This window comes from Epibacterium sp. HA2-3 (assembly GCF_055693725.2).
In genome coordinates, this window is the sequence record NZ_CM172490.1 from 2,985,277 (window position 1) to 3,005,171 (window position 19,895).

At 57.9% G+C, this 19,895-nt stretch carries 19 protein-coding genes; 12 read left to right on the forward strand and 7 right to left on the reverse strand.

The window, feature by feature from the left end; all coding sequences use genetic code 11:
- The first annotated feature begins 37 nt into the window (after positions 1-37).
- The 3 genes from flgK to ACZ1HH_RS14005 are packed head-to-tail and all read left to right on the forward strand — an operon-like array spanning position 38 to position 3,570.
- Positions 38-1,456, forward strand: a complete 1,419-nt coding sequence (flgK, locus tag ACZ1HH_RS13995) for a flagellar hook-associated protein FlgK (protein ID WP_487320315.1) — start codon at positions 38-40, stop codon at positions 1,454-1,456.
- A 3-nt stretch (positions 1,457-1,459) separates the two neighbouring features.
- Positions 1,460-2,467, forward strand: coding sequence for a flagellin N-terminal helical domain-containing protein (locus ACZ1HH_RS14000; RefSeq protein WP_011540254.1), 1,008 nt, complete (start codon positions 1,460-1,462; stop codon positions 2,465-2,467).
- Positions 2,467-3,570 carry a flagellar basal body P-ring protein FlgI gene (locus ACZ1HH_RS14005; RefSeq protein ID WP_011540255.1) on the forward strand — a complete coding sequence of 368 codons (1,104 nt, stop codon included), beginning with the start codon at positions 2,467-2,469 and terminating at the stop codon, positions 3,568-3,570. Before ACZ1HH_RS14000 ends, ACZ1HH_RS14005 begins: the two co-directional genes overlap by 1 nt.
- A 388-nt stretch (positions 3,571-3,958) precedes the next feature.
- On the opposite strand, the gene tnpC is transcribed toward ACZ1HH_RS14005, so the two are convergent.
- The 7 genes from tnpC to fliF all read right to left on the reverse strand — a co-directional run bounded on the left by tnpC (position 3,959) and on the right by fliF (position 9,865).
- On the reverse strand, positions 3,959-5,503 hold the full coding sequence (tnpC, locus tag ACZ1HH_RS14010; RefSeq protein ID WP_168610441.1) for an IS66 family transposase: 1,545 nt from the start codon (positions 5,501-5,503) through the stop codon (positions 3,959-3,961).
- Positions 5,504-5,557: 54 nt separating this feature from the next.
- Positions 5,558-5,911: an IS66 family insertion sequence element accessory protein TnpB gene (gene tnpB, locus ACZ1HH_RS14015; protein WP_168595277.1), complete on the reverse strand. Its 354-nt coding sequence runs from the start codon at positions 5,909-5,911 to the stop codon at positions 5,558-5,560.
- On the reverse strand, positions 5,905-6,315 hold the full coding sequence (gene tnpA, locus ACZ1HH_RS14020; RefSeq protein ID WP_472635111.1) for an IS66-like element accessory protein TnpA: 411 nt from the start codon (positions 6,313-6,315) through the stop codon (positions 5,905-5,907). The genes tnpB and tnpA overlap by 7 nt, the downstream gene beginning before the upstream one ends.
- A 245-nt stretch (positions 6,316-6,560) precedes the next feature.
- Entirely contained in the window at positions 6,561-7,307 is a 747-nt protein-coding gene (gene fliP / locus ACZ1HH_RS14025; RefSeq protein ID WP_011540257.1) for a flagellar type III secretion system pore protein FliP, read from the reverse strand.
- Complete coding sequence (locus ACZ1HH_RS14030) at positions 7,304-7,600, reverse strand: FliM/FliN family flagellar motor switch protein (protein ID WP_011540258.1); 297 nt, start codon at positions 7,598-7,600, stop codon at positions 7,304-7,306. Before ACZ1HH_RS14030 ends, fliP begins: the two co-directional genes overlap by 4 nt.
- Positions 7,593-8,189: an ABC transporter ATP-binding protein gene (locus ACZ1HH_RS14035; protein WP_011540259.1), complete on the reverse strand. Its 597-nt coding sequence runs from the start codon at positions 8,187-8,189 to the stop codon at positions 7,593-7,595. Before ACZ1HH_RS14035 ends, ACZ1HH_RS14030 begins: the two co-directional genes overlap by 8 nt.
- A complete protein-coding gene (gene fliF / locus ACZ1HH_RS14040; protein ID WP_416367619.1) occupies positions 8,189-9,865 on the reverse strand; it encodes a flagellar basal-body MS-ring/collar protein FliF in 1,677 nt (558 codons plus the stop codon). The genes ACZ1HH_RS14035 and fliF overlap by 1 nt, the downstream gene beginning before the upstream one ends.
- A 119-nt stretch (positions 9,866-9,984) precedes the next feature.
- On the opposite strand from fliF, the gene ACZ1HH_RS14045 reads away from it, so the two are divergent.
- The 9 genes from ACZ1HH_RS14045 (at position 9,985) to ACZ1HH_RS14085 (ending at position 19,639) form a co-directional block, all read left to right on the forward strand.
- Positions 9,985-10,509, forward strand: a complete 525-nt coding sequence (locus ACZ1HH_RS14045) for a flagellar basal body-associated FliL family protein (RefSeq protein WP_011540261.1) — start codon at positions 9,985-9,987, stop codon at positions 10,507-10,509.
- A 9-nt stretch (positions 10,510-10,518) separates the two neighbouring features.
- On the forward strand, positions 10,519-10,977 hold the full coding sequence (locus ACZ1HH_RS14050; protein WP_011540262.1) for a hypothetical protein: 459 nt from the start codon (positions 10,519-10,521) through the stop codon (positions 10,975-10,977).
- A complete protein-coding gene (locus ACZ1HH_RS14055) occupies positions 10,977-11,594 on the forward strand; it encodes a MotE family protein (RefSeq protein ID WP_011540263.1) in 618 nt (205 codons plus the stop codon). Before ACZ1HH_RS14050 ends, ACZ1HH_RS14055 begins: the two co-directional genes overlap by 1 nt.
- Before the next feature lie 74 nt (positions 11,595-11,668).
- On the forward strand, positions 11,669-12,538 hold the full coding sequence (motA, locus tag ACZ1HH_RS14060; protein ID WP_011540264.1) for a flagellar motor stator protein MotA: 870 nt from the start codon (positions 11,669-11,671) through the stop codon (positions 12,536-12,538).
- The gene (locus ACZ1HH_RS14065; protein ID WP_472636939.1) at positions 12,535-14,949 is read left to right on the forward strand and encodes a hypothetical protein; all 2,415 of its coding nucleotides are present in this window, start codon (positions 12,535-12,537) and stop codon (positions 14,947-14,949) included. The genes motA and ACZ1HH_RS14065 overlap by 4 nt, the downstream gene beginning before the upstream one ends.
- Positions 14,950-15,334: 385 nt before the next feature.
- The gene (flhA, locus tag ACZ1HH_RS14070) at positions 15,335-17,374 is read left to right on the forward strand and encodes a flagellar biosynthesis protein FlhA (protein WP_371261778.1); all 2,040 of its coding nucleotides are present in this window, start codon (positions 15,335-15,337) and stop codon (positions 17,372-17,374) included.
- The gene (locus ACZ1HH_RS14075) at positions 17,371-18,150 is read left to right on the forward strand and encodes a flagellar biosynthetic protein FliR (RefSeq protein ID WP_011540267.1); all 780 of its coding nucleotides are present in this window, start codon (positions 17,371-17,373) and stop codon (positions 18,148-18,150) included. Before flhA ends, ACZ1HH_RS14075 begins: the two co-directional genes overlap by 4 nt.
- Positions 18,147-19,238 carry a flagellar type III secretion system protein FlhB gene (gene flhB, locus ACZ1HH_RS14080; RefSeq protein WP_011540268.1) on the forward strand — a complete coding sequence of 364 codons (1,092 nt, stop codon included), beginning with the start codon at positions 18,147-18,149 and terminating at the stop codon, positions 19,236-19,238. Before ACZ1HH_RS14075 ends, flhB begins: the two co-directional genes overlap by 4 nt.
- Positions 19,235-19,639: a hypothetical protein gene (locus ACZ1HH_RS14085; protein WP_044026959.1), complete on the forward strand. Its 405-nt coding sequence runs from the start codon at positions 19,235-19,237 to the stop codon at positions 19,637-19,639. Before flhB ends, ACZ1HH_RS14085 begins: the two co-directional genes overlap by 4 nt.
- Positions 19,640-19,895: the final 256 nt, after the last annotated feature.

A 19,895-nucleotide genomic window follows, 5' to 3' on the forward strand; every position in this document is an offset into this window, starting at 1 on the left:
ATTTGGGATGTCTCTATCGACTGCCCTTAGTAGCGCAATGACCGGTATCACAGCCGCGAGCCGGTCGACGTCGGTGATCTCCGACAACCTCGCGAATGCCCTGAGCGAAGGGTATTATCGCCGCACCCTGGATCTCAGCTCCAACGGCGCGGCGGGCGGTGTGCGGATCGGTTCCGTACAGCGCATGATTGACCCGGCCATTCAAAAGAGCGTTCGCTCCGCAGAAGCCAACTACGCTGCCACTTCGGTGACAGCGGGGTTCTACGCACGCGTTTCTGAGCAGGTCGGCACGGTCAATGATGCCTACTCGATCGCTCAGCGCATGACCGACATGGAAACCGCCCTGATCGAGGCGACATCGCTGCCAGACTCGGATGCACGCCTCAACGATTTGTCGATGCAGGCGGGGGAATTGGCGATGTCCATTCGCGATGCTGCCGAGGGTGTGTCGAGCCTGCGCAACAAAGCAGAGGACTCAATCGCTGCGCTTGTTCAGGGGCTGGAGACCAATCTCGAGACCTTGAACGACCTCAACAGAAAGATCCTCGCGGCAGAGGTACGCGGTCAGGATCCTTCGGGTCTCGAAGATCAGCGTGACAATCTTATTGACGCGATCAACGAGGTGATCCCGGTTCAGGTGCACAAGCGCGACAACAATCAGACTGCGCTCTATACCAACTCCGGCATCAAGCTCATTGATGGTGGCTCTGTTGCGGAGTTCTCTTTTGATGAGACGCGCCTCGTGACGCCATATATGACGCTTGGAAACGGGCAGCTCTCGGGCCTTGAGATCGACGGCAAGCAGATCGATACCTCAATCAATGGCAAGATCGGCGGTGGCAGTCTTGCGGCTCAGTTCCATGTGCGCGACGTGGCCTCGGTGCAGGCCCAAGAGGATCTCGACACCATGGCCGCGGATCTGATCCAGCGGTTCCAGGACCCGGCAGTTGACCCAACGCTTGGTGCAACCGATCCGGGGATCTTTACCGATCAGGGCGCCTTCTTTGATCCGGTGAATACCTTAGGGGTGGCCAATCGGATCGAGCTGAATTCGATCATTTCCATGAGCGGCAGTGCTGAAACCTGGCGCCTGCGGGACGGTTTGAATGCGACTGCAATCGGTGAACGTGGGGATACCACTATTCTCAACAATTACGCCGAGGCGATGGAAGCCACCAATACGATCACCTCTCCGGGGCTCGGGTCTGGCGATTACAGTGCCTATGCTATTGCCGCCAATCTGATGACCAACTTTACGCAGGAAAACACCTGGGCGGAACAGGAACTGGCGTATTCGTCTGCGATCTTCAGCGACATTCAGTCGCGAGAGCTGGAGCAAGGCGTCGACACCGACTCTGAGCTGCAAACCCTTATGATGGTTGAGACAATCTATGCTGCGAACGCTCGGATGATCCAGGCGATCGACGAAATGATGCAGGAATTGATGAGGCTGTAAGCAATGCATGTACAATCTTTTGGAGACATGGCGCAATATCTCTTCCTGCGTCGCCGCTCGGTAGAGCTGAACTCGACCCTTGATACGCTCACTCAGGAAATGAGCACTGGGATCGCCTCAAACCTGCCAGAGCGGCTGGGTGGAGACCTTGGTTTTGTGGTCGACCTGGAGCGTTCCATCTCGAAGATGGACAGCTACAAGGTTGCCGCGCAAGAGGCCGGTCTTTTTGCCTCGACCGCGCAGAGCTATCTGGAGCGGATCAACGAGAGCGCCCTGAAGCTCGGCTCCGACATTCTGGCGCTTTCGAGCACATCAAATGACACGACATCTCAGGAGATGGCGGCGCAGTCTGAGAACTTCCTGACCGAGACGATCTCCAATTTGAACGGCAAGTTTTCGGGCCGAAGCCTCTTTGCGGGAACGGATACCAGCGTCACGCCGCTGGAGAGCCCAAACACGATGATGACAGCGCTGGTGGCGGAAGTTGGTGCTCTGACTGATGTCGATGACATTTTCCAGGCCGTTGAGGATTGGTTCAACGATCCAGCGGGCTTTGATGCAATCATGTACAATGGGTCCACCAGCAGCATGAGCGCCGTTCGTATCGGCGCCAATGAAGAGGTGAACTTTGCATTGCGGGCAGACGATGAGCGGCTGAAACAAGCCATGCAGAGTTTTGCGCTTGGGGCACTGGCGAGCGAGGACTATCTATCCCACCTCTCCACCGTCGAAGCGTCTGCTCTTGTGAAACGTGCCGGGACTGAGCTGATGAATGCCCAGGCAGAGCTGACAGATGTGCAGTCCGACCTCGGGTTTGTCGAGGCGCGGATCGAGGAAACGCAGGTTCGAAACACCGCTGCGCTGACCACGATGGGGACGACCCTGAACGATCTCATCCTCGCGGACCCGGCTGAGACCGCAAGCCGTGTGGAAGAAGTCCAGTTCCAGCTCGAAGCGCTCTATTCGATTACCGTGCGCTCCTCGCAACTCAATCTGTTGAACTACATGTAATGCGCAAGTTTCTTCATATCCTCATCACCTGCCTAGTGCTGCCTACGCTTGCACAGGCCAACGCAATCCGCCTCAAGGACCTTGTCGAGTTTGACGGGGTCCGGGGGAATGATCTGGTCGGTTACGGCTTGGTCGTCGGTCTTGATGGCACGGGGGACGGGCTTCGCAACTCTCCCTTTACCGAAGAAATCATGACCAACATCCTTGAGCGCCTCGGCGTGAACGTAAGTGGCGAGCAATTCCGTCCAAAGAACGTCGCGGCAGTTTTTGTGACCGCGACCCTGCCACCCTTTGCACGCGTTGGGGGCACGATTGATGCGACCGTTTCTGCAATTGGGGACTCCAGCAGCCTTCTGGGCGGGACATTGATCATGACGCCTCTCAATGCGGCGGATGGCCAAATCTATGCCGTCGCGCAGGGCACCATTCTGGCAGGCGGAGCGGTTGCCGAAGGCGATGCCGCGACCGTGACACAGGGGGTGCCGACTTCTGGTGTGATCCCATCAGGTGCTCGGGTCGAGCGTGAGATCGAGTTTGATCTCTCGTCGCTCAATTCCATGCGACTTGCGCTGCGTGAGCCCGATTTTACCACGGCCGGCCGCATCGAGCGAGCGATCAACAATGAATTTGGTCGCAATGTCGCGGTGATGCGCGATTCAGGTACTGTCGAAGTCAACATCCAACGCACCAATGCGCGCTCGACAGCGCATGCCGTGGGGCGGATGGAGAACGTGCTGGTTGAACCGCAACGAAAGGCACGTGTGGTCGTAGACCAGCGCTCCGGTACGATTGTGATGGGCAGCGATGTGCGCATCTCCAACGTGGCGGTCGCCCAAGGGAATCTGACACTGCGTGTCGAGGAAGCTCCGCTGGTCTCACAACCCAATCCGTTTGCTGATGGCGAAACCGTTGTGGTTCCGCGGACTGGAGCCGCCATCGAAGAAGAAGACGGTATCCAGCTTGCAGAGGTGCCCGAAACCACTTCGCTATCTGAGGTTGTCTCTGGTCTCAATGCGCTGGGCGTTTCACCAAGGGACATGATCGACATTCTAAAGAGTCTCAAGGCTGCAGGGGCGCTGCATGCGGAGTTCGTCGTGCGTTGACCCGCGTGACATCAGCCCCCTGACCAAACACCCCGGGAGACCCGCCCGGGGTGTTTTTTTGTTAGCCTGGATGAGCGCGCGGGGCCGAGCTGTGTACTCATCGCAAGCGACTTTCAATAGGTGCTGGCATCCGTGCGTGTTGCGAACTGACGCGGCAGACTGGGTGCCACTTTGTGTATGAGAGCCTAAGTGTTGTGCTGCTTGGGCCAAGCTATGCGGCGAGAGATGCGCACCGATTGCTGGGGAGGTCCTGATCTTGACCCAGCCGGCGTATGTCTTGGGGCTTGCCTGCGTGGTATCCGTCTGATGCCTTCGTGCGAGATTGTCCGACCTCAAAAGCCTGTTCAATAAACAGTAAGCGCTGTCGCCACCCCACGCCTGTTCAGCTTTACGGGGTGAAGTTCCAAGGTAGCAGCTCGTCGATCCTGCTGGCCGGGTGACCGGCGGCGATGGCTTCCAGGGTCGCCTTCAAATAGGCAAAGGGCGCGACGCCGTTGATCTTCGCGGTGGCTATCAGGGAGGCGATGCGGGCCCAGGTGCGGCCGCCCTCGTCGTGGCCGGCGAAGAGTGCGTTCTTTCTTGTCAGGGCGATCGGGCGGATCAGGTTTTCGACGGCGTTGGAGTCCATCTCGACGCGGCCGTCGTGGAGGAAGGTCTGCAGGCCGCCCCACTGGCGGTGGATGTAGGTCAGCTTCTCGCCGAGGCGCGACTTGGCCGAGATACGCAGACGCTGTGCCTGCAGCCAATCACCGAACTCGGCCACGAGGGGCGCGCTGCGGGCCTGACGGGCCGACAGACGTTGGCCCGGGCCCATGCCCCGGATCTCGGCCTCGATGCGGTAGAGCTCAGCGATCCGGCGCAGGCCCTCGGCGGCGATTTCCGAGCCGTCGCGGTCGAAGACCTCCTTCAGCTTGCGCCGCGCATGCGCCCAGCAGTGGGCCACCGTGATCGGCGCGCCGCCCTTGCGGGACGGGCGCGTCAGCCGGTCATAACCGGTGTAGCCGTCGAGCTGCAGGATACCGTCGAAGCCCTGAAGGATCTGTTCCGCGTGGGCGCCGGCGCGGCTGGGCTGGTAGGTGAAGACGACACCGGGCGGGTCTTCTCCGCCCCATCCGCGATCATCGCGGGCCAGGGCCCAGAGGTAGCCGGTCTTGGTTCGGCCGCGTCCGGGGTCGAGGACCGGAGCCGTGGTCTCATCCATGAACAGCTTTCCGGAGGACTTGATGTGTTCCGCCAGCCGGTCGACCACGGGGCCGAGGTGGAAGGCGGCGGTGCCTGCCCAGTCCGCCAGGGTGCTGCGGTCGACTTGGATGCCGGAGCGCGCCAGGATCTGGCCTTGGCGGTAGAACGGCAGGTGGTCCGCGAACTTCGAGACCAGCACATGAGCGATGGCGCCCTCGGTCGGCAGACCGCCCTCGATCAGCCGCGGCGCGGCGGGCGCCTGGGTGACCCCGTCCGAGCAAATGCGGCAGGCATACTTCGGCCGGATGTCGACCAGCACACGAAGCTGCGCAGGCACGATGTCCAGACGTTCGGTCCGATCCTCGCCGATCTGGTGCATGCGGCCGCAGCCGCAAGGACACTCAAGGCTCGCCGGTTCGATGACACGCTCGATGCGCGGCAGGTCCGCGGGCAGATGGCCGAGATTGCGCTGCCGTGTCGCGCGCGGGGTCTGGGTGGAGGGGGCGGCCTGCTCCCTGCGGGTCTCGACCTCGGCGACGGCGGTTTCCAGGTCTTCGAAGGCAAGCTGCCGGTCGTCATCACTCAGCTTCTCGGACCGTTTGCCATGCACGACATGGTTCAACTCGGCCACGAGATGCTCGAGCCGCCGGTTGGCTTCCTTCAGGGCGCCGTTTTCCTGCAGCACCGCCAGAACGGCGGCGCGCTGGCTCTCAGGGATCGCGGACAGGTCGATGGGCGGGGCGTCGGGCATGGCTGGATTATACCGGGCCCGGGGCGCCAATGCCCGGTTATTCAATAGGCTGAGTCACTCTGCCACAGCCGGTCGGCGCACCTCCAGAGATCGAACCCTGCGCCAGTCCAAACCGGCAAACAGGGCCTCGAACTGCGCCCGGTTCAGGGTCATTGCCCCATCGCGGATCGCGGGCCAAGTGAAGGTGTTTTCTTCCAGCCGTTTGTAGGCCATCACGAGTCCGCTGCCGTCCCAGAACAGGATCTTCAACCGGTCGGCGCGCTTCGACCGGAACACGAAGACCGTGCCCGTGAACGGATCCTCGGCAAGCGTCGACTGCACGAGCGCTGCCAGGCCGTCATGGCCTTTGCGGAAGTCCACCGGTTTTGTCGCAACCAAAATCCGGAGGCCCTGTGAGGGCATCAGCATGGCGAGGTCCCGAGCGCATGCGCGATCTCGGCGATCCGGGTCGCGGGCGTGCCGGGCGCCAGCTCGATCCTGACTTCGCCTGAGACGATCCGGATCACCTCTTTCGGTGCCGCCATGTCCGGTTCCGGCAGCACCTCCGGCACATCGCAGACTACCAGCGGGGCGAAGACCGGTTCGTCCAGCTCCGCTGCTGGCAACACCAGCTTCCCCTGCTTCGCCAACCGGCGCCAGGCCGACAGCTGGTTTGGCAAGACTCCATACCGCGCCGCCACGCCATTCACTGTCGCGCCCGGTTCGAGCGTATCCGCCACTGCCCGGGCCTTGGCTTCATCCGGCCACCGCCGGTGACCCGACGCGTAGATCTCCACGCCCAACGATTTGAGAAACGAATTTGTAGTGCACATTGCGAAACGCACTCCCCACTGTGAGATGTGCAAGATCTCGCAGTACGGGATAGGCGCTACAACGTGGGGCCGGGACAGCGCTTACAATAAACAGACAGCCTCGCCATACGTTTTGGTGTGCGATAGGGGCCCTTGCGCTCTGGTTGAGCTGTTTCGACAAGGGCAGAAAGCGGGGCGCATGGCATGAAAAAGCCCCGCGCAGCGTAGGCTGGGCGGGGCGGTGAAATCATGCTCTGAGGCTTGATCTATGAGGGGTAATAGCTCCTGACGAGGGCGCTGGCGATCAGGCTCCAACCGTCCGCGACGACAAAGAATGCCAGTTTGAAAGGCAAGGAAACCAGTGCCGGTGGAACCATCATCATCCCCATCGACATCAGGATTGCCGCAGTCACGAGATCGATGACCAAGAAGGGAAGAAAGACAAGAAACCCGATTTCGAATGCGCGTGTGATCTCGGAAAGCATAAAGCTCGGGATCAACACGGAGAGCGGCGATTCAGGTGAAGGGTCACTTCCCTCTGTGCCTGGGCGCAGATCGGCGATGGCGTAGTAGGTGTCTGGATCCAACCGGTTGGCCATGAAGACCCGGAACGGTTCGACAGCGCGTTCAAGCGCTGGCACAACTTCCAGTTCCTCGTCGATCAGTGGTGCGATTCCGGTCTCCCATGCTTCGGTAAAAACGGGTTCCATCACGAAATAGGTCAGGAACATCGCAAGGCTGATCATGAGCATGTTCGGCGGGGCTTGCTGCAACCCGATCGCCTGACGCAGGATCGACAGAACCGTGATCAGGAAGGGAAAACAGGTAAGCATGACCAGCAAGCCCGGCGCCACACTGAGAACAGTGATAAGCAGGATCAGCTGGATGGTGCGGGCCGAGATCGATTGACCATCTGCGAGATTAAGGCTCAATTCTTGCGCCAGCGCTACCTGGGGCTGTGCCAGCAGCGCAAAGACTGCCAACACGCCCAGAGCGAGAAATTTTCGTGTCATCCCAAACCGCTTTGCAGATCGGCGATTTCCGTCAGGCGCACGGCCAATTGACCGGCCTGATCGCCTTCCATTTCTTCAAGTTGTCCCCGTGCCACCAGCCGGTCGCCAACGTAGAGATCCACCGGATCCTCTACCTTCTTGTCGAGGGTGAGGATGGCGTTTTCGCCAAGGTTGACGAGATCGCGGATAAGGGGGCGTGCTTTGCCCACCGATACGATCACCTCAACCGGAACCGACACAAACGGATTGCTTGCTTCGGCCGCTTTGGGGTTCAGTTCGCCAGTCTCATCCATATTGGCTTTCCTCTTTGAATTGATAGGAGAAGGCATCGATTGAATCTCGGATCGATTCGATCAGGGCCTCGGAATTCAGTTCGCGCTCGCTTTGGCCAACGCGTAGTTGTGCTTGACCGGCAGAGAAACTCGCATCTTCGCGCACGCGGACGTTGAAGGCCGGGTTTTCACCAAGGAGCGCGCGAATCGCATTGCCTTCACCTGCGGCCGCAACAATCTCCATGGGCTCGTTGATCTGGCCTTTGGCCATTTCATTGAGGTGGTCGATCACATGGTGCCCAAAAGTGGCGGCCATCGTGTCGGGGAGGATCACGGAAGTCAGCACTTTGAACATGGGATCGAGCGATTCCATCAACTGAGACTGCGCCTCATGATACGTAAAACTCAGATCCTCCAACGAGGTTGCAAGGGTCGCGGAGACATGTGTTGCCTCTTTGTCTTTGGCCTCGACCGCATCGTCCCATCCGGCTGTGTAGCCCTTTTCAAAGGAGACGAGCTTCGCCTCCTCCACCAGTTCCTCGGAAAAGCTGCTGACGGGTTCAACCGGGGTCTTAACTCCGAAGTCCTCCAGCAAATGAGCAATTGTCATCACGCACGCTCCTCGTTGTTTTCTTCCAGCCAGCCGCGAAGAATCTGCACGGTTTCTTCTTGGCGCTCGCCGATCATGGACCGCAGACGATCCACGGGATCATCGCTCATCCCGCCGCCACCGCCGCCAAAGCCTGCCAGGCCATCGCCCATGCCGGGCAGGTCACCCAGAGGCTGGAACCCGCCGTCGCCGCCGTCGATTTCCCCATCCAGGGCAATATTTGCGCCAAGGTCGGGGTTGGTCATGAAGCCAGCGTCGCCGCCGCTCATGTCGGGAAGCTCTGGCAAACCTCCGGCGGCCACACCATCCGGAGAGGGAAGCGCCTGAACCGATGCGCCATTGCCTGCGAGAATCGGACGGACCACAAAGAGACCGAGGATCAGAGCGACGATTGCCAAGGCAGCCATCTGAATGATCGACATCACGTCAAAGTAGAGATTGTCGAAAACCGAGGATTTGACTTCTGTGCCCTGCGGCTCCACGTTGGGGAGATCCATGGACTTAAGCGTGATCACGTCACCGCGCTCTGCGTCAAAGCCGACAGCGGCGGAAATCAATTCACGCAGCGCTTCGAGCTCTTCTTCGGGGCGAGGTTCGAAAGCGGCCTCACCCTCTGCTGTCTCAGTCGTGACACCATTAATCAGCACCGCGACGGTGAGGCGCTTGATCGCACCCGGGCCGCGCACGATTTCCTTTTCTGTCTCGGAAATCTCATAGTTCACGCGTTCCCGGGTTGCATTGGTGCTGGCCTTGGAGCCTTCACCGTTGCCGGCGTCTCCATCCGGAATATTGGAGGCAACAGTGACTTCTCCGGCCTGATTTTGAGAGGAGTCGATGCGCTCTTCGACATCGGTGCTGATCGCAACACGACTTTGCGGATCGACTCGTTTTTCTCGAATGGATTCGGTGTCTGTGATCGTCTCGACACTGATTTCCACAACAGCATTGCCTTGGCCAACCCGCGCTTCGACGAGTCGCAGGACACGCTCGCGCAGGGTTTGTGATCTGTCGTCAGTGCCCGCACCCGCAGCCGCGGCGGCCTCAGGCGAGCCAATAAGCGCGCCGTTGGCGTCGATCACAGCGACGTTGTCAACCGCGAGCCCGGCAACAGCCGAGGCAACAAGGAAGCGAATCGCGTTTGCCTGCGATGGCGTGATGGGCGAACCCATCGGTGTCACAGAAACAGAAGCGGTCGGTTCAATTGTCCTTTGGAACGGGTTGCTGCCGGTGTTGGCAATATGGACCCGTGCCTGGCTTACATGAGGATTCGCAACGATTGTTCGCGCCAGTTCGCCTTCTTTGGCGCGCCAATAGGCCGCGTCAAACATTTGCGAAGTGGTTCCAAACCCACTTAGCGAATCGAGCAGCTCGTAGCCTTTGCCGCCGTTTGCAGGCAGGCCTTGGCTTGCGAGCGTCATTCGCAGCTCGTCGCGTTTGCTGGAGGGCACGTAAATCGACCCGCCACGTACTTCATAGTCGACACCACTTTGTTCCAAAGCGCTGACAACATCTCCGGCTGAGCTGCTTTCGAGCCCAGCATATAATAGTTGCATGGATGGCTTGTTCGCCACCAAGGACATGAGGAAGAAAGTAAAGATCACGGCGAGAGTCGCCCCGATCGCCATCATCCGCTTCCGCTTGTCCAAACCTGCCCAGACATTCTTGATCTGCTGCACATTAACCTCCGTCGCACCGGCGTTCTCTCCGGCCTGCAACCCTTTTCTCCGATTGGCCTTAACATTCGGTTAGTTCCTGTCGGGTTATGAACAGGGTGCACGACGTTTTAGGGATAGCCATGACAGACGCTGTAGCTGATGTAGAAACGGATCAACCGGCGAAGAAGAGCAAGATGCCCCTTATCATAGGGCTCGTACTTGGAATCGCAGGCGCAGGAGGCGGTTTTTATGCCGTCCAGTCAGGCCTTCTTCCTTTTGGTAACACACCCGCGCCCGAAATGGCGCAGGCCACCAAAGAGGCGCCAGAAGGCGTGGACAAAGGTGAGTCGGCGGAAGAGATCGCCAATCTCGCCTTTATTGAAATGGAGCCAATTGTTGTCACACTGAATAGAGCCAGTGGGGTCCAACAACTTCGGTTCCGAGCGCAACTTGAGGTCAATCAAGCCGATCAGGATGAGGTTGAAACAGTCCTCCCCCGGGTTGTCGACGTTCTGAACAGCTACCTGCGGGCGCTAGAGCTGGAGGATCTTACCGATCCGATGGCACTGCCAAAACTGCGGGCACAGATGCTACGGCGAATCAATATCGTAACCGGTCAGGGCCGCGTGCGTGATTTGCTGATCATGGATTTCGTACTCAACTAGGAGGACAGGATGGAACTTATAGCTGATATCCTGCTTGCGGCCGGAGCACTGGGTGCCGGGTTTTATTGCCTGGTGCTGTCGCGCCGACTGAAACGCTTTAACGATCTCGAAAAAGGGGTCGGAGGCGCGGTGGCGGTGCTCTCGTCGCAGGTGGACGATCTGAACAAGTCGCTGGTTGCGGCTCGAAAAATGTCTGACGGCTCTAGCCAGGCGCTGGAACAGCTGACCGGGCGCGCCGAATCTGTGGCGCACAAGCTGGAGCTGATGATGGCGTCTATGCACGACATCGCGCCTCAGCAGGACGCCAAGGCAAAACCTGCGGCCACCGAGGAAACCGATGCACTTGCAGAGGCTTACCAGGCAGAGGCTCAGGCTGAAGCTGCAGAGCAGGCCGACGCGCAGGAAGAGGCCAAACCGGCTGGCCTGATGTTTGTTCGGCATAGCCGCAGTCAGAATCGGGTGGCGTGATGGCGAAGGCGAACAAGTCTCAAAAGATGGAAAAAGCGCGGCGCGGCACTTTGATGCTGTTGGCTGTTTTCCTGATGGGCTCTGCGGTGGTGCGAATCGCACTCGAAGCGGCTCCGGCGATTGCGCGGGAGGTTGCAGATATCAAATCGGATGAAGCGCCTGTCGAAAAACCGGTGGCTGCGACGGGTCTCGCTTCGGTGCCCGATTCCGCAGAGATGCAAGCCATGCTTGCTGCGTTCCAAAAGCGCGAAGAAAAACTGGCGGCTCGTGAAGCTGAGGTGGAAGATCGGATGCGGGCCCTGGAGATCGCCGATCAAGCCATCGATAAAAAGCTGCAGGATCTTGAGGAGGCTGAGCAAAAGTTGCTGGCCACTCTGGCGCTGGCTGACGGCGCTGCCGAGCAGGACGTCACCACGCTGACAACAGTCTATGAACAGATGAAGCCTAAGGATGCTTCTGCTCTGTTTGAAGAAATGGACCCTACGTTTGCAGCCGGGTTTCTTGCACGCATGAAACCGGAAGCCGCGGCGGGTATCATGGCAGGGCTGAGCCCCGAGGCTGCATACACGATCAGTGTCGTGCTTGCGGGACGCAACGGCGAGGTGCCCAAGGAGTAACTTGGGCCCTCACTCAGTCTTTTTTAACAAGACTGCATTACTCTTGAGACAGTGACGGAATTTGGAGCTTACCTATGATCGGGATTGTAGGGATCATTGTGATCTTTGCCATGGTGTTTGGTGGTTATTTGCTTGCCGGCGGCAAGCTGGGCATCATTCTCAAGTCACTGCCATTCGAGATGATGATGATTGGCGGTGCTGCCGTTGGTGCGTTTCTCATCAGCAATGACATGGGTGGTGTGAAACACACGCTCAAGGACATGGGCAAGGTCTTCAAGGGGCCGAAATGGAAACCGGACGACTATAAGGATCTTCTGTGTTTGCTGTTTGCCCTCATCCGAATTGCGCGTGCAAACCCGGTTGAGGTGGAGCAACATATTGAAGACCCTGAAAACTCGGCTGTGTTCGGTAAGTACCCCAAGATCCTTGCGGACAAAGAAGCGATCAACCTGATCAGCGATACCATGCGCTCGGCTTCCATGAACTATGACGATCCGCACCAGGTCGAAGAGGTTCTCGAAAAACGGATTGAAGCCAACCTTCACCATGCGCTGCATTCCAGCCACGCACTGCAGACGATGGCGGATGGTTTGCCCGCGCTTGGGATTGTTGCGGCCGTTCTGGGCGTGATCAAGACGATGGCCTCGATCGATCAACCGCCAGAAGTTCTGGGCAAGATGATCGGCGGCGCTCTTGTTGGGACGTTCCTGGGTGTTTTCCTGTCCTATGGTCTGGTCGCGCCATTTGCCGGCAAGGTGAAATCCGTGGTCGAAGAAGACGCGCATTTCTATCAGCTTATCCGCGAGGTTCTTGTGGCGAACCTTCACAACCACGCCGCAGCGATTTGTATTGAGGTGGGCCGTCAGAACACGCCATCCCACATTCGGCCCGGGTTCTCCGAGCTGGAGGAAGCTTTGAACGAAGTGAAACAGGGCGCAGCATGATATCGCGAGCAATCGCATTTGCGACTGCAGTAGTGGTCGCTGGATATGCAGAAGCACAAACAATCGTAACACGCTCGGGAGAGCACGACACATTCACCCGCTTGGTGATGCGTCTACCCGACGGTGTCGAGTGGTCACTGACCCAAAATGAAAACGTCGCGACCGTCAATGTTGGGTCTCCGACAGCTGTCTTTAACACGCAATCCGTGTTCGATCTCATTCCCCGTACCCGCATTCGCTCCGTGAGTCAGGCTGCCCCCGGTCAACCGCTGCGTATTGATCTCGGGTGTGAGTGTAGCGTCGATTATTACCAGCAGTCCGATGGCTACTTGGTGATCGACGTGCGCGAGGGGCGCCCGCTGGCTCTGGCGGAACCGTCCGATCGTGCAAGCCTGCCGCTTACCTTTCCGAGCGCTCGCGCAGGGCGTGACTTCAACATCGACTCGCGTGATCTTGCCAGTGCGCGCGTTGCCATGGGCCTTGAAGATGCAGTTGAGCAGACATTCGGATCCGCGAAGCGACAACCGCTCCATACGGGTCCGGTAGAGATCCCTTTGCTTGGTGATGAAACCGTTGTTGCGCCTTCGCAAAAGGTCGAAGATGTCGCCGTGCCGGACACCAAAGATGACGATGACAAGCCTTCGCCTGAGACACTGACTGCGGATTCAAGTCTGCTCATGGATCTTGAGGAGAATCGTCGTGCGGCGTTGGTCAACGATACCGAGACACGGTTGCTACAACAAATCGGGCGTGCCAGCGATCAGGGTCTTCTCAAGCCGAATGAACAGGGCCAAGCGGCGCTTCAGCTCGACCCTTTGGGGAACGAGAATCGGCCTCTCAATCCTCTGGACAACATGTCCGTTACATCTGCAATTGATCGTGAAACAGGTCTTTTTGCAGTATCCAATGGTCGTGATGAGGCTGCATCTCATTGTATTCCAGACCTTGAAATAGCGGTTCAAAAATGGGGTAAGGAAACACCATTTGCAGAGCAGATTGGCGCCTTGAGAAACGAAATTCTCGGTGAGTTCGATCAACTCAATCGCGATGCGACCCTGAAACTCGCGAGGACATACCTCTATTTTGGCTTTGGCGCGGAGGCGGTTTCGACGCTTCACATGCTCTCCGAGAGCAATCTCAAGCCGCGCTCGCGTGAGATCATGACGACAATGGCGCAGATCCTCGATGGGGAAGAACTTCCTGTAAATACGATTTTTTCCGGCCAGCAAACCTGTAGTGGCGGCGCCGCCTTCTGGGCTGCGATGGCGGACGGCGTCGTTAAAAAGGGGGCAAACTCTGACGCAATTCAGCAGACCTTTGCACGTTTGCCCGCGCATCTGCGTGTCCAACTTGGTGCGCGCATGACCAGGCTCTTTGCTGAAGCCGGAGACCCAAGCGTTGCAAAAGCGACGTTGCGGTCTGTTGATCGCACCGGGGTCGAAGGGGTGCCGGATCGCAACCTGGCAGAGGCGGCAATTGCGGAGCTTGACGGTGACACGGATGCGGTGGCTCGCAACCTCACAGAAGAAGTTGCGGAGCAAAGCCAAAACACCCCGCTCGCGCTCATCGAACTTGTCGAATTGAGTTATGCGGAACGTCGGGCGCTTTCCCCGGATGTTCCGGATCTGACGGCCTCCTACGAGCTTGAGTACCGAGACGCCGCATTGGGTGCAGAACTGCGAAAAGCCGAAGTTATGGCGTTGGCGCTGACCGGTAGTTTTGACGCGGCATTCAAAAAGAGTGCCAAGCTTGAAGAGCGCGATGGGCTCATGGCGCGAGATTCTGTAAATACCCCGCTGATGACACTGCTTACTGAGAACGCGGATGACGTGACCTTCTTGAAGTACGCTCTGATCTTTGCTCACGAGGCAGGTGCGACGCGTGCGGGCCAGGTTGGGGACATCATTGCGCGCCGGTTGCTTGATCTGGGTTTTGCAGAGCAGGCGGAGATGATCCTGCGCAAAATGAGCCTCGAACCTCAAAATGAAGACCGCCGCATGATGAGTGCAGAGGCGCATCTGCAATTGGACCAACCCCAACGCGCCCTGGTGGAACTTATGGGGCTCGAAGGTCAGCAGGCTGATCGCATGCGCGCAGAGGCGCTTTGGCGCAACAAGGAATATGAACGCGCAAGCGAATACATGATGTCGGCGCAAGACCTGGACGGTGCCGCACGGGGGTTCTGGCTGTCCGAGGATCTGGAGGCTGTGGAGGCCATCAGTGAGGACGCAGCTCCGTTTCGGTCTGTGGCCGAGGTGACCAAGCAGATCGATTCCGCTGTGCGTGAACCCGAAGGATTGCCGCCTTTGGCCGAAGCGCGCGCGCTGGTAGAGAGCAGCGTCGGCGCAAGATCTTCGATTGAGGAGCTGTTGCGCAAAGTGGAGCGCACGCCAGATGAAGTCGAGGATTGACCTACAACGGACGTGGTTTCGCGACAGAATACGAATGGCCGCGCTCTCTGAGTTCGGCCATTTCGCTTTGCACTGATAACACTTTGTAAAGCATAGCGGCCTAGCTTGAGGACTAGGGAAGAATCCTCATCTGGAACAGGCAGAATGCCAGTGCATGACGATAGACACGCCGGGCGCAACGCGCGGAATTTGTTTGCTGTAGAACGTGGGACAGGCCATGTTGCTGCAGCTTTTGGCATTTCGGCCTCTCTAGATCAGACTTCAGCCCCCTCTCACTCCCGGTGCTTATGCACTGCCGGACCGCTTCTGATCGCTTTCACATAAGAGAAAATCCGTGCCGAATCTGTCAGTCAAAGAGCTCTTTAGTCCGACCATCCTTTTGGCGATGGCGCTGATGGCGATTATCGTGATGATGATCCTTCCGATGCCTGCTTGGGTGTTGGATGTGGGTCTTGCAACTTCGTTTGCGCTCGCCATCCTTATCTTCACCATCACCTTGTTCATTGAACGGCCACTGGATTTTTCATCCTTTCCAACGATCCTGCTTGGTTCGCTCATGCTGCGTTTGTCTCTCAACGTGTCTTCGACCAAGCTTATTATCGGGCAGGGGCACACCGGCACTGATGCGGCAGGGAACGTGATTGAGGGCTTTGCCAATTTTGTGATGGGAGGCAGTGTATTCCTCGGCCTGGTGGTCTTTGGGGTGCTGCTCATCGTGAACTTCATGGTGATCACCAAAGGTGCCGCACGGATGGCAGAGGTTGGCGCGCGTTTTGCCCTTGATGGGATGCCGGGCAAACAGCTCGCGATCGACAGCGATATGTCAGCTGGTGCGATTGATCATGCAACAGCCAAGGAACGGCGCGAAACAGAACAGCGGGAAACCACCTTCTTTGGCTCCTTGGATGGTGCCTCGAAGTTTGTGAAAGGGGATGCCATCGCGGGCCTTCTCATCACGCTTCTCAATCTGATCATGGGTCTGATCATGGGAATCTTGATCCATGGGATGCCTGTCGCCACTGCATTTGAAACCTACGCGATCCTGACGGTGGGGGATGGCCTGGTATCGCAGATCCCCTCAGTCATCATCTCCATCGCGGCCGCTCTTTTGCTCGCGCGCGGCGGGGCGTCCGGCTCGACAGACACCGCGATTTTCTCTCAGTTCTCCAAATATCCTGGGGCAATTGGGGCCGTTGCGGTCCTGATGGTGCTCTTCGCGCTGGTGCCCGGCCTCCCCTTCGTACCATTTATCGCGGGTGGAGGCGCGCTGGGCTATCTCGCGTATCGCGTCAAGACAAACAACGACGCAGCCGCCCAGGAAGAGATCGACGCCAAGGTTGAGGAAGTGCAATCGCCCGAAAAGACCAAGGCCCTGGGAGACATCCTCGACCTTGACGATCTGCATCTTGAGTTCTCTCAGGACCTTGTTTCAATGGTGCTGGATCCCGGCACCGGGCTTGATGCCCGTATCGCGAATATGCGCACCCATGTGGCGACAACCTTCGGGCTGATCCTGCCGGAGATCCGGCTCACGGATGAGGCTGAGCTCGAGAATGGCACCTATGTGGTGCGTATTCAGGGGGTCGAGCAGGCGCGTGGTACGCTTCACCCGGACATGGTGTTGGCGCTTATGCCCGACAATCACGCGGCATTGCCCTCTGGCACCGATGTGACGGAACCTGTTTACGGTGCACCAGCGCGCTGGATTGCAACCAAACATCAGGAAGATGCTGCGCTGATGGGGGCGACGGTTGTATCGCCGCCGGAAATTCTTGCGACGCACCTCCTGGAGGTCGTGAAGCAGAGCTTCCCGCGTCTGCTGACGTTGAAGGCTCTGCGGCGCCTGCTGCGTGAAATGACCGAGCTAAGTGATGAATTCCGCGCCAATGCCAACAAGAAGCTTCTGGATGAACTGATCCCAGATAAGGTGCCGATTGATACGCTCCATGCGGTTCTTCGCCTGCTCTTGGAGGAGCGAGTATCGATCCGGAACATGCCTTTGATCCTCGAGTCCATCGCCGAAGCCCGGATGCGAACAACCTCGCCTGAACTGATCACAGAACATGTTCGACAGCGCCTCGGATTCCAGCTCGTTGCAGAGATGAAGCGCGAAGACGGAACCATCCCGCTGGTTCAGCTCGCCCCGGAATGGGAAGATGCCTTTACCACCTATCAGGTGGAGACCCAATCTGGCCTCGATATCGCGCTGCCGCCTGACACCTTCAACAAGCTTGTCGATGCGATGAGCGAGAAGATCAATCAGGTCACCGAACAGGGGATTTTTGCTGCGATCGTCACCTCGACGCGTCGTCGCCGGTATTTGCGCACTATCCTGCGCTCGCGCGGTATCCAGAACCCGGTTTTGTCGTTCGAAGAGATTGGTCTGGAGGCGCGCCCTGCATTGGTGGGCATGGTCGCGGCATGAATTTCGTAGGCATAACGCCAGAGCTCATGGCCTTGTTTGGCGCGGGCTTCTGGCACGCCGCCATCGTGTTCCTGCGCATCGGGGCAATGACCTCGATCATGCTCGGGTTTGGCGAACAGCTGATCCCGACACAAATTCGCCTCGTCGCCGGATTGGTGTTCACCGCAATCGTCGCGCCGGCCCTGCCACAGATGCCGATGCCCCAAACCGTCATGCAATATGCCGGGCTCATGGCGACAGAAGTTGTCGTTGGTCTGGCTCTTGGACTTGGTTTGCGCATGTTCATGCATATGCTGCAAACGGCGGGATCGATTGCCGCGCAATGTACCTCACTGAGCCAGGTTCTCGGTGGGGCAGGTGCGGATCCGATGCCGGCTCTGGGGGCGGTGCTGTGGATTTCGGGGATTGCAGTGGCGGTGATGCTCGATTTTCACATCCATGCAGCACAATTGATGATCCGTTCCTACGACCTGTTTCCCGTTGGTATCTTTCCGAGCGCTTCTGGTCTCTCCGAGTGGGGAGTGCATCGGGTCTCGGCGACTTTTGCGCAGGCCTTTACACTGGCTGCGCCGTTCCTGATCACAGCCGTTGTGTACAACCTCACCTTGGGGGTCATCAATCGCGCAATGACGCAACTAATGGTGGTATTTGTCGGTGCTCCCGTAATCACATTTGGTGGTCTCGCGATCCTGATGATTGGTGCGCCGATGATGCTTGAGGTCTGGGGGCACGGACTTTTGATGTTCTTTGCCGATCCCGGAGTTGGGATGCCATGAGCGACGAAAACGACGATTCAGACAAGTCATTTGAGCCGACACCTGAAAAGCTTCGAAAAGCGCGACAGGAGGGGGACGTTCCCAAATCGAACGACCTTCTGCAGGCGGCGTCTTACTTGGGTCTCTTGATTGCATTTTATACTGCGGGCCGTTCGTCGATTGAACAGCTCGGCACAGTTCTGATGAGCATGATTGACCAACCTGACCGGTTGGCGCCTGTGTTTTTCGGAGATGGAATTGCAGCGCCAGTGGCTTGGGAGTTCATCTCAGACGCGCTGACGTCTGTCATCGCATGGTTCGCCGTGCCTGCCGCTCTGGTGATTTTGGCTGTATTCGCTCAAAAAGCGATGGTGTTTGCACCCAAGAGAATTCAGCCGAAACTGTCTCGCCTTTCAATCATTAAGAACGCCAAAAACAAATTTGGACGGTCCGGTTTGTTTGAATTCGCCAAGAGCTTTTTCAAGCTCTTGCTGTATTCGATCACGCTGGGCGTATACCTCTCGTGGCGCCTGCCAGAGATGATCGCCTCCGTGGGCACAAGCCCTTTTACGGTCGTGCCGTTTCTTGTGCAGCTTGCGATGGAATTCCTGATCCTGACATTGATCATCGCGCTGGCGATCGGTCTTGTGGACGCGCCATTTCAGCAGGCTGAGTTCATTCGCAAGAACATGATGTCACGCAAGGATGTCATGGATGAGATGAAAAACTCCGAGGGTGATCCTCACACGAAAGGGCAACGGAAACAAAAAGGACGCCAGATTGTCAGCAAGCAAATTGCGGCCGCGGTGCCAGAAGCTGATGTGGTTATTGTGAACCCGACCCACTATGCGGTTGCGCTGAAATGGAGCCGTGTTTCGGGGAGCGCGCCTGAATGTGTTGCAAAAGGCGTCGATGGGGTGGCGGCAATGATCCGGGAGATCGCGCAAGAAAACGGCGTGCCTCTTCACAGTGATCCACCAACGGCGCGCGCCCTATATGCCACCGTCGAGGTGGGTGAAGAAATCGCAGAAGAACACTATGCACCGGTCGCCGCAGCGATCCGTTTTGCAGAAGAAATGCGCAAAAAGGCAAAAGAGAGCATCCTATGAAGCAGGACAAAATGCTTGCCCAGATGCAAGCTGTCACCAACGCGGTCTATCTGCGCGAACATGCCAAGATTAAGCCGATTCTAGATCGTGAGGCGCAGCTTCGCGGGAATCTTGCAATGCTGAAGCAACAGGTCGAAGAATCTCGGGCGCTTGTGGAGCAAAGCCACGAGATCAAAGCGCTTGGTGTCGATTTGCACTGGCAGAAGTGGCATACAAATGCGCGCCGCGATATCAATCAGGATCTCGCGCAGGTGACGGCACAAAAGTTCCGGGCAATGGATAAGCTTCGCCAGGCTTTTGGGCGCAAGCACGCCGTAGAGACGATGGAGCAACAGTTTAAGTCGGACGCCAAGGAGCGGCGCAACAAGATGTTGTTTGATCGACTGATGGATCTCGACTGACTGCCTTTCATGCGCTGAGCGCATATTGCCACCTTGATAGGTGTTATCGGAAGCGCTGCCTGGCGTGATCAGGAATACCCTCAAAGAACAACCTCTTTGTCAGGACCAGCTTGGCCCTGCGAAAAGATCAGACTTTCCGGCATTGGGGGAGAACGCTGCAGTCTCGAACGCGTCTCTCAAGAGGCGATCTGATGTTCTTAAAGACCACACAAAGAAAGAGCCGCCTCCAATACTGGACGCGGCTCTTAAAGTTTGA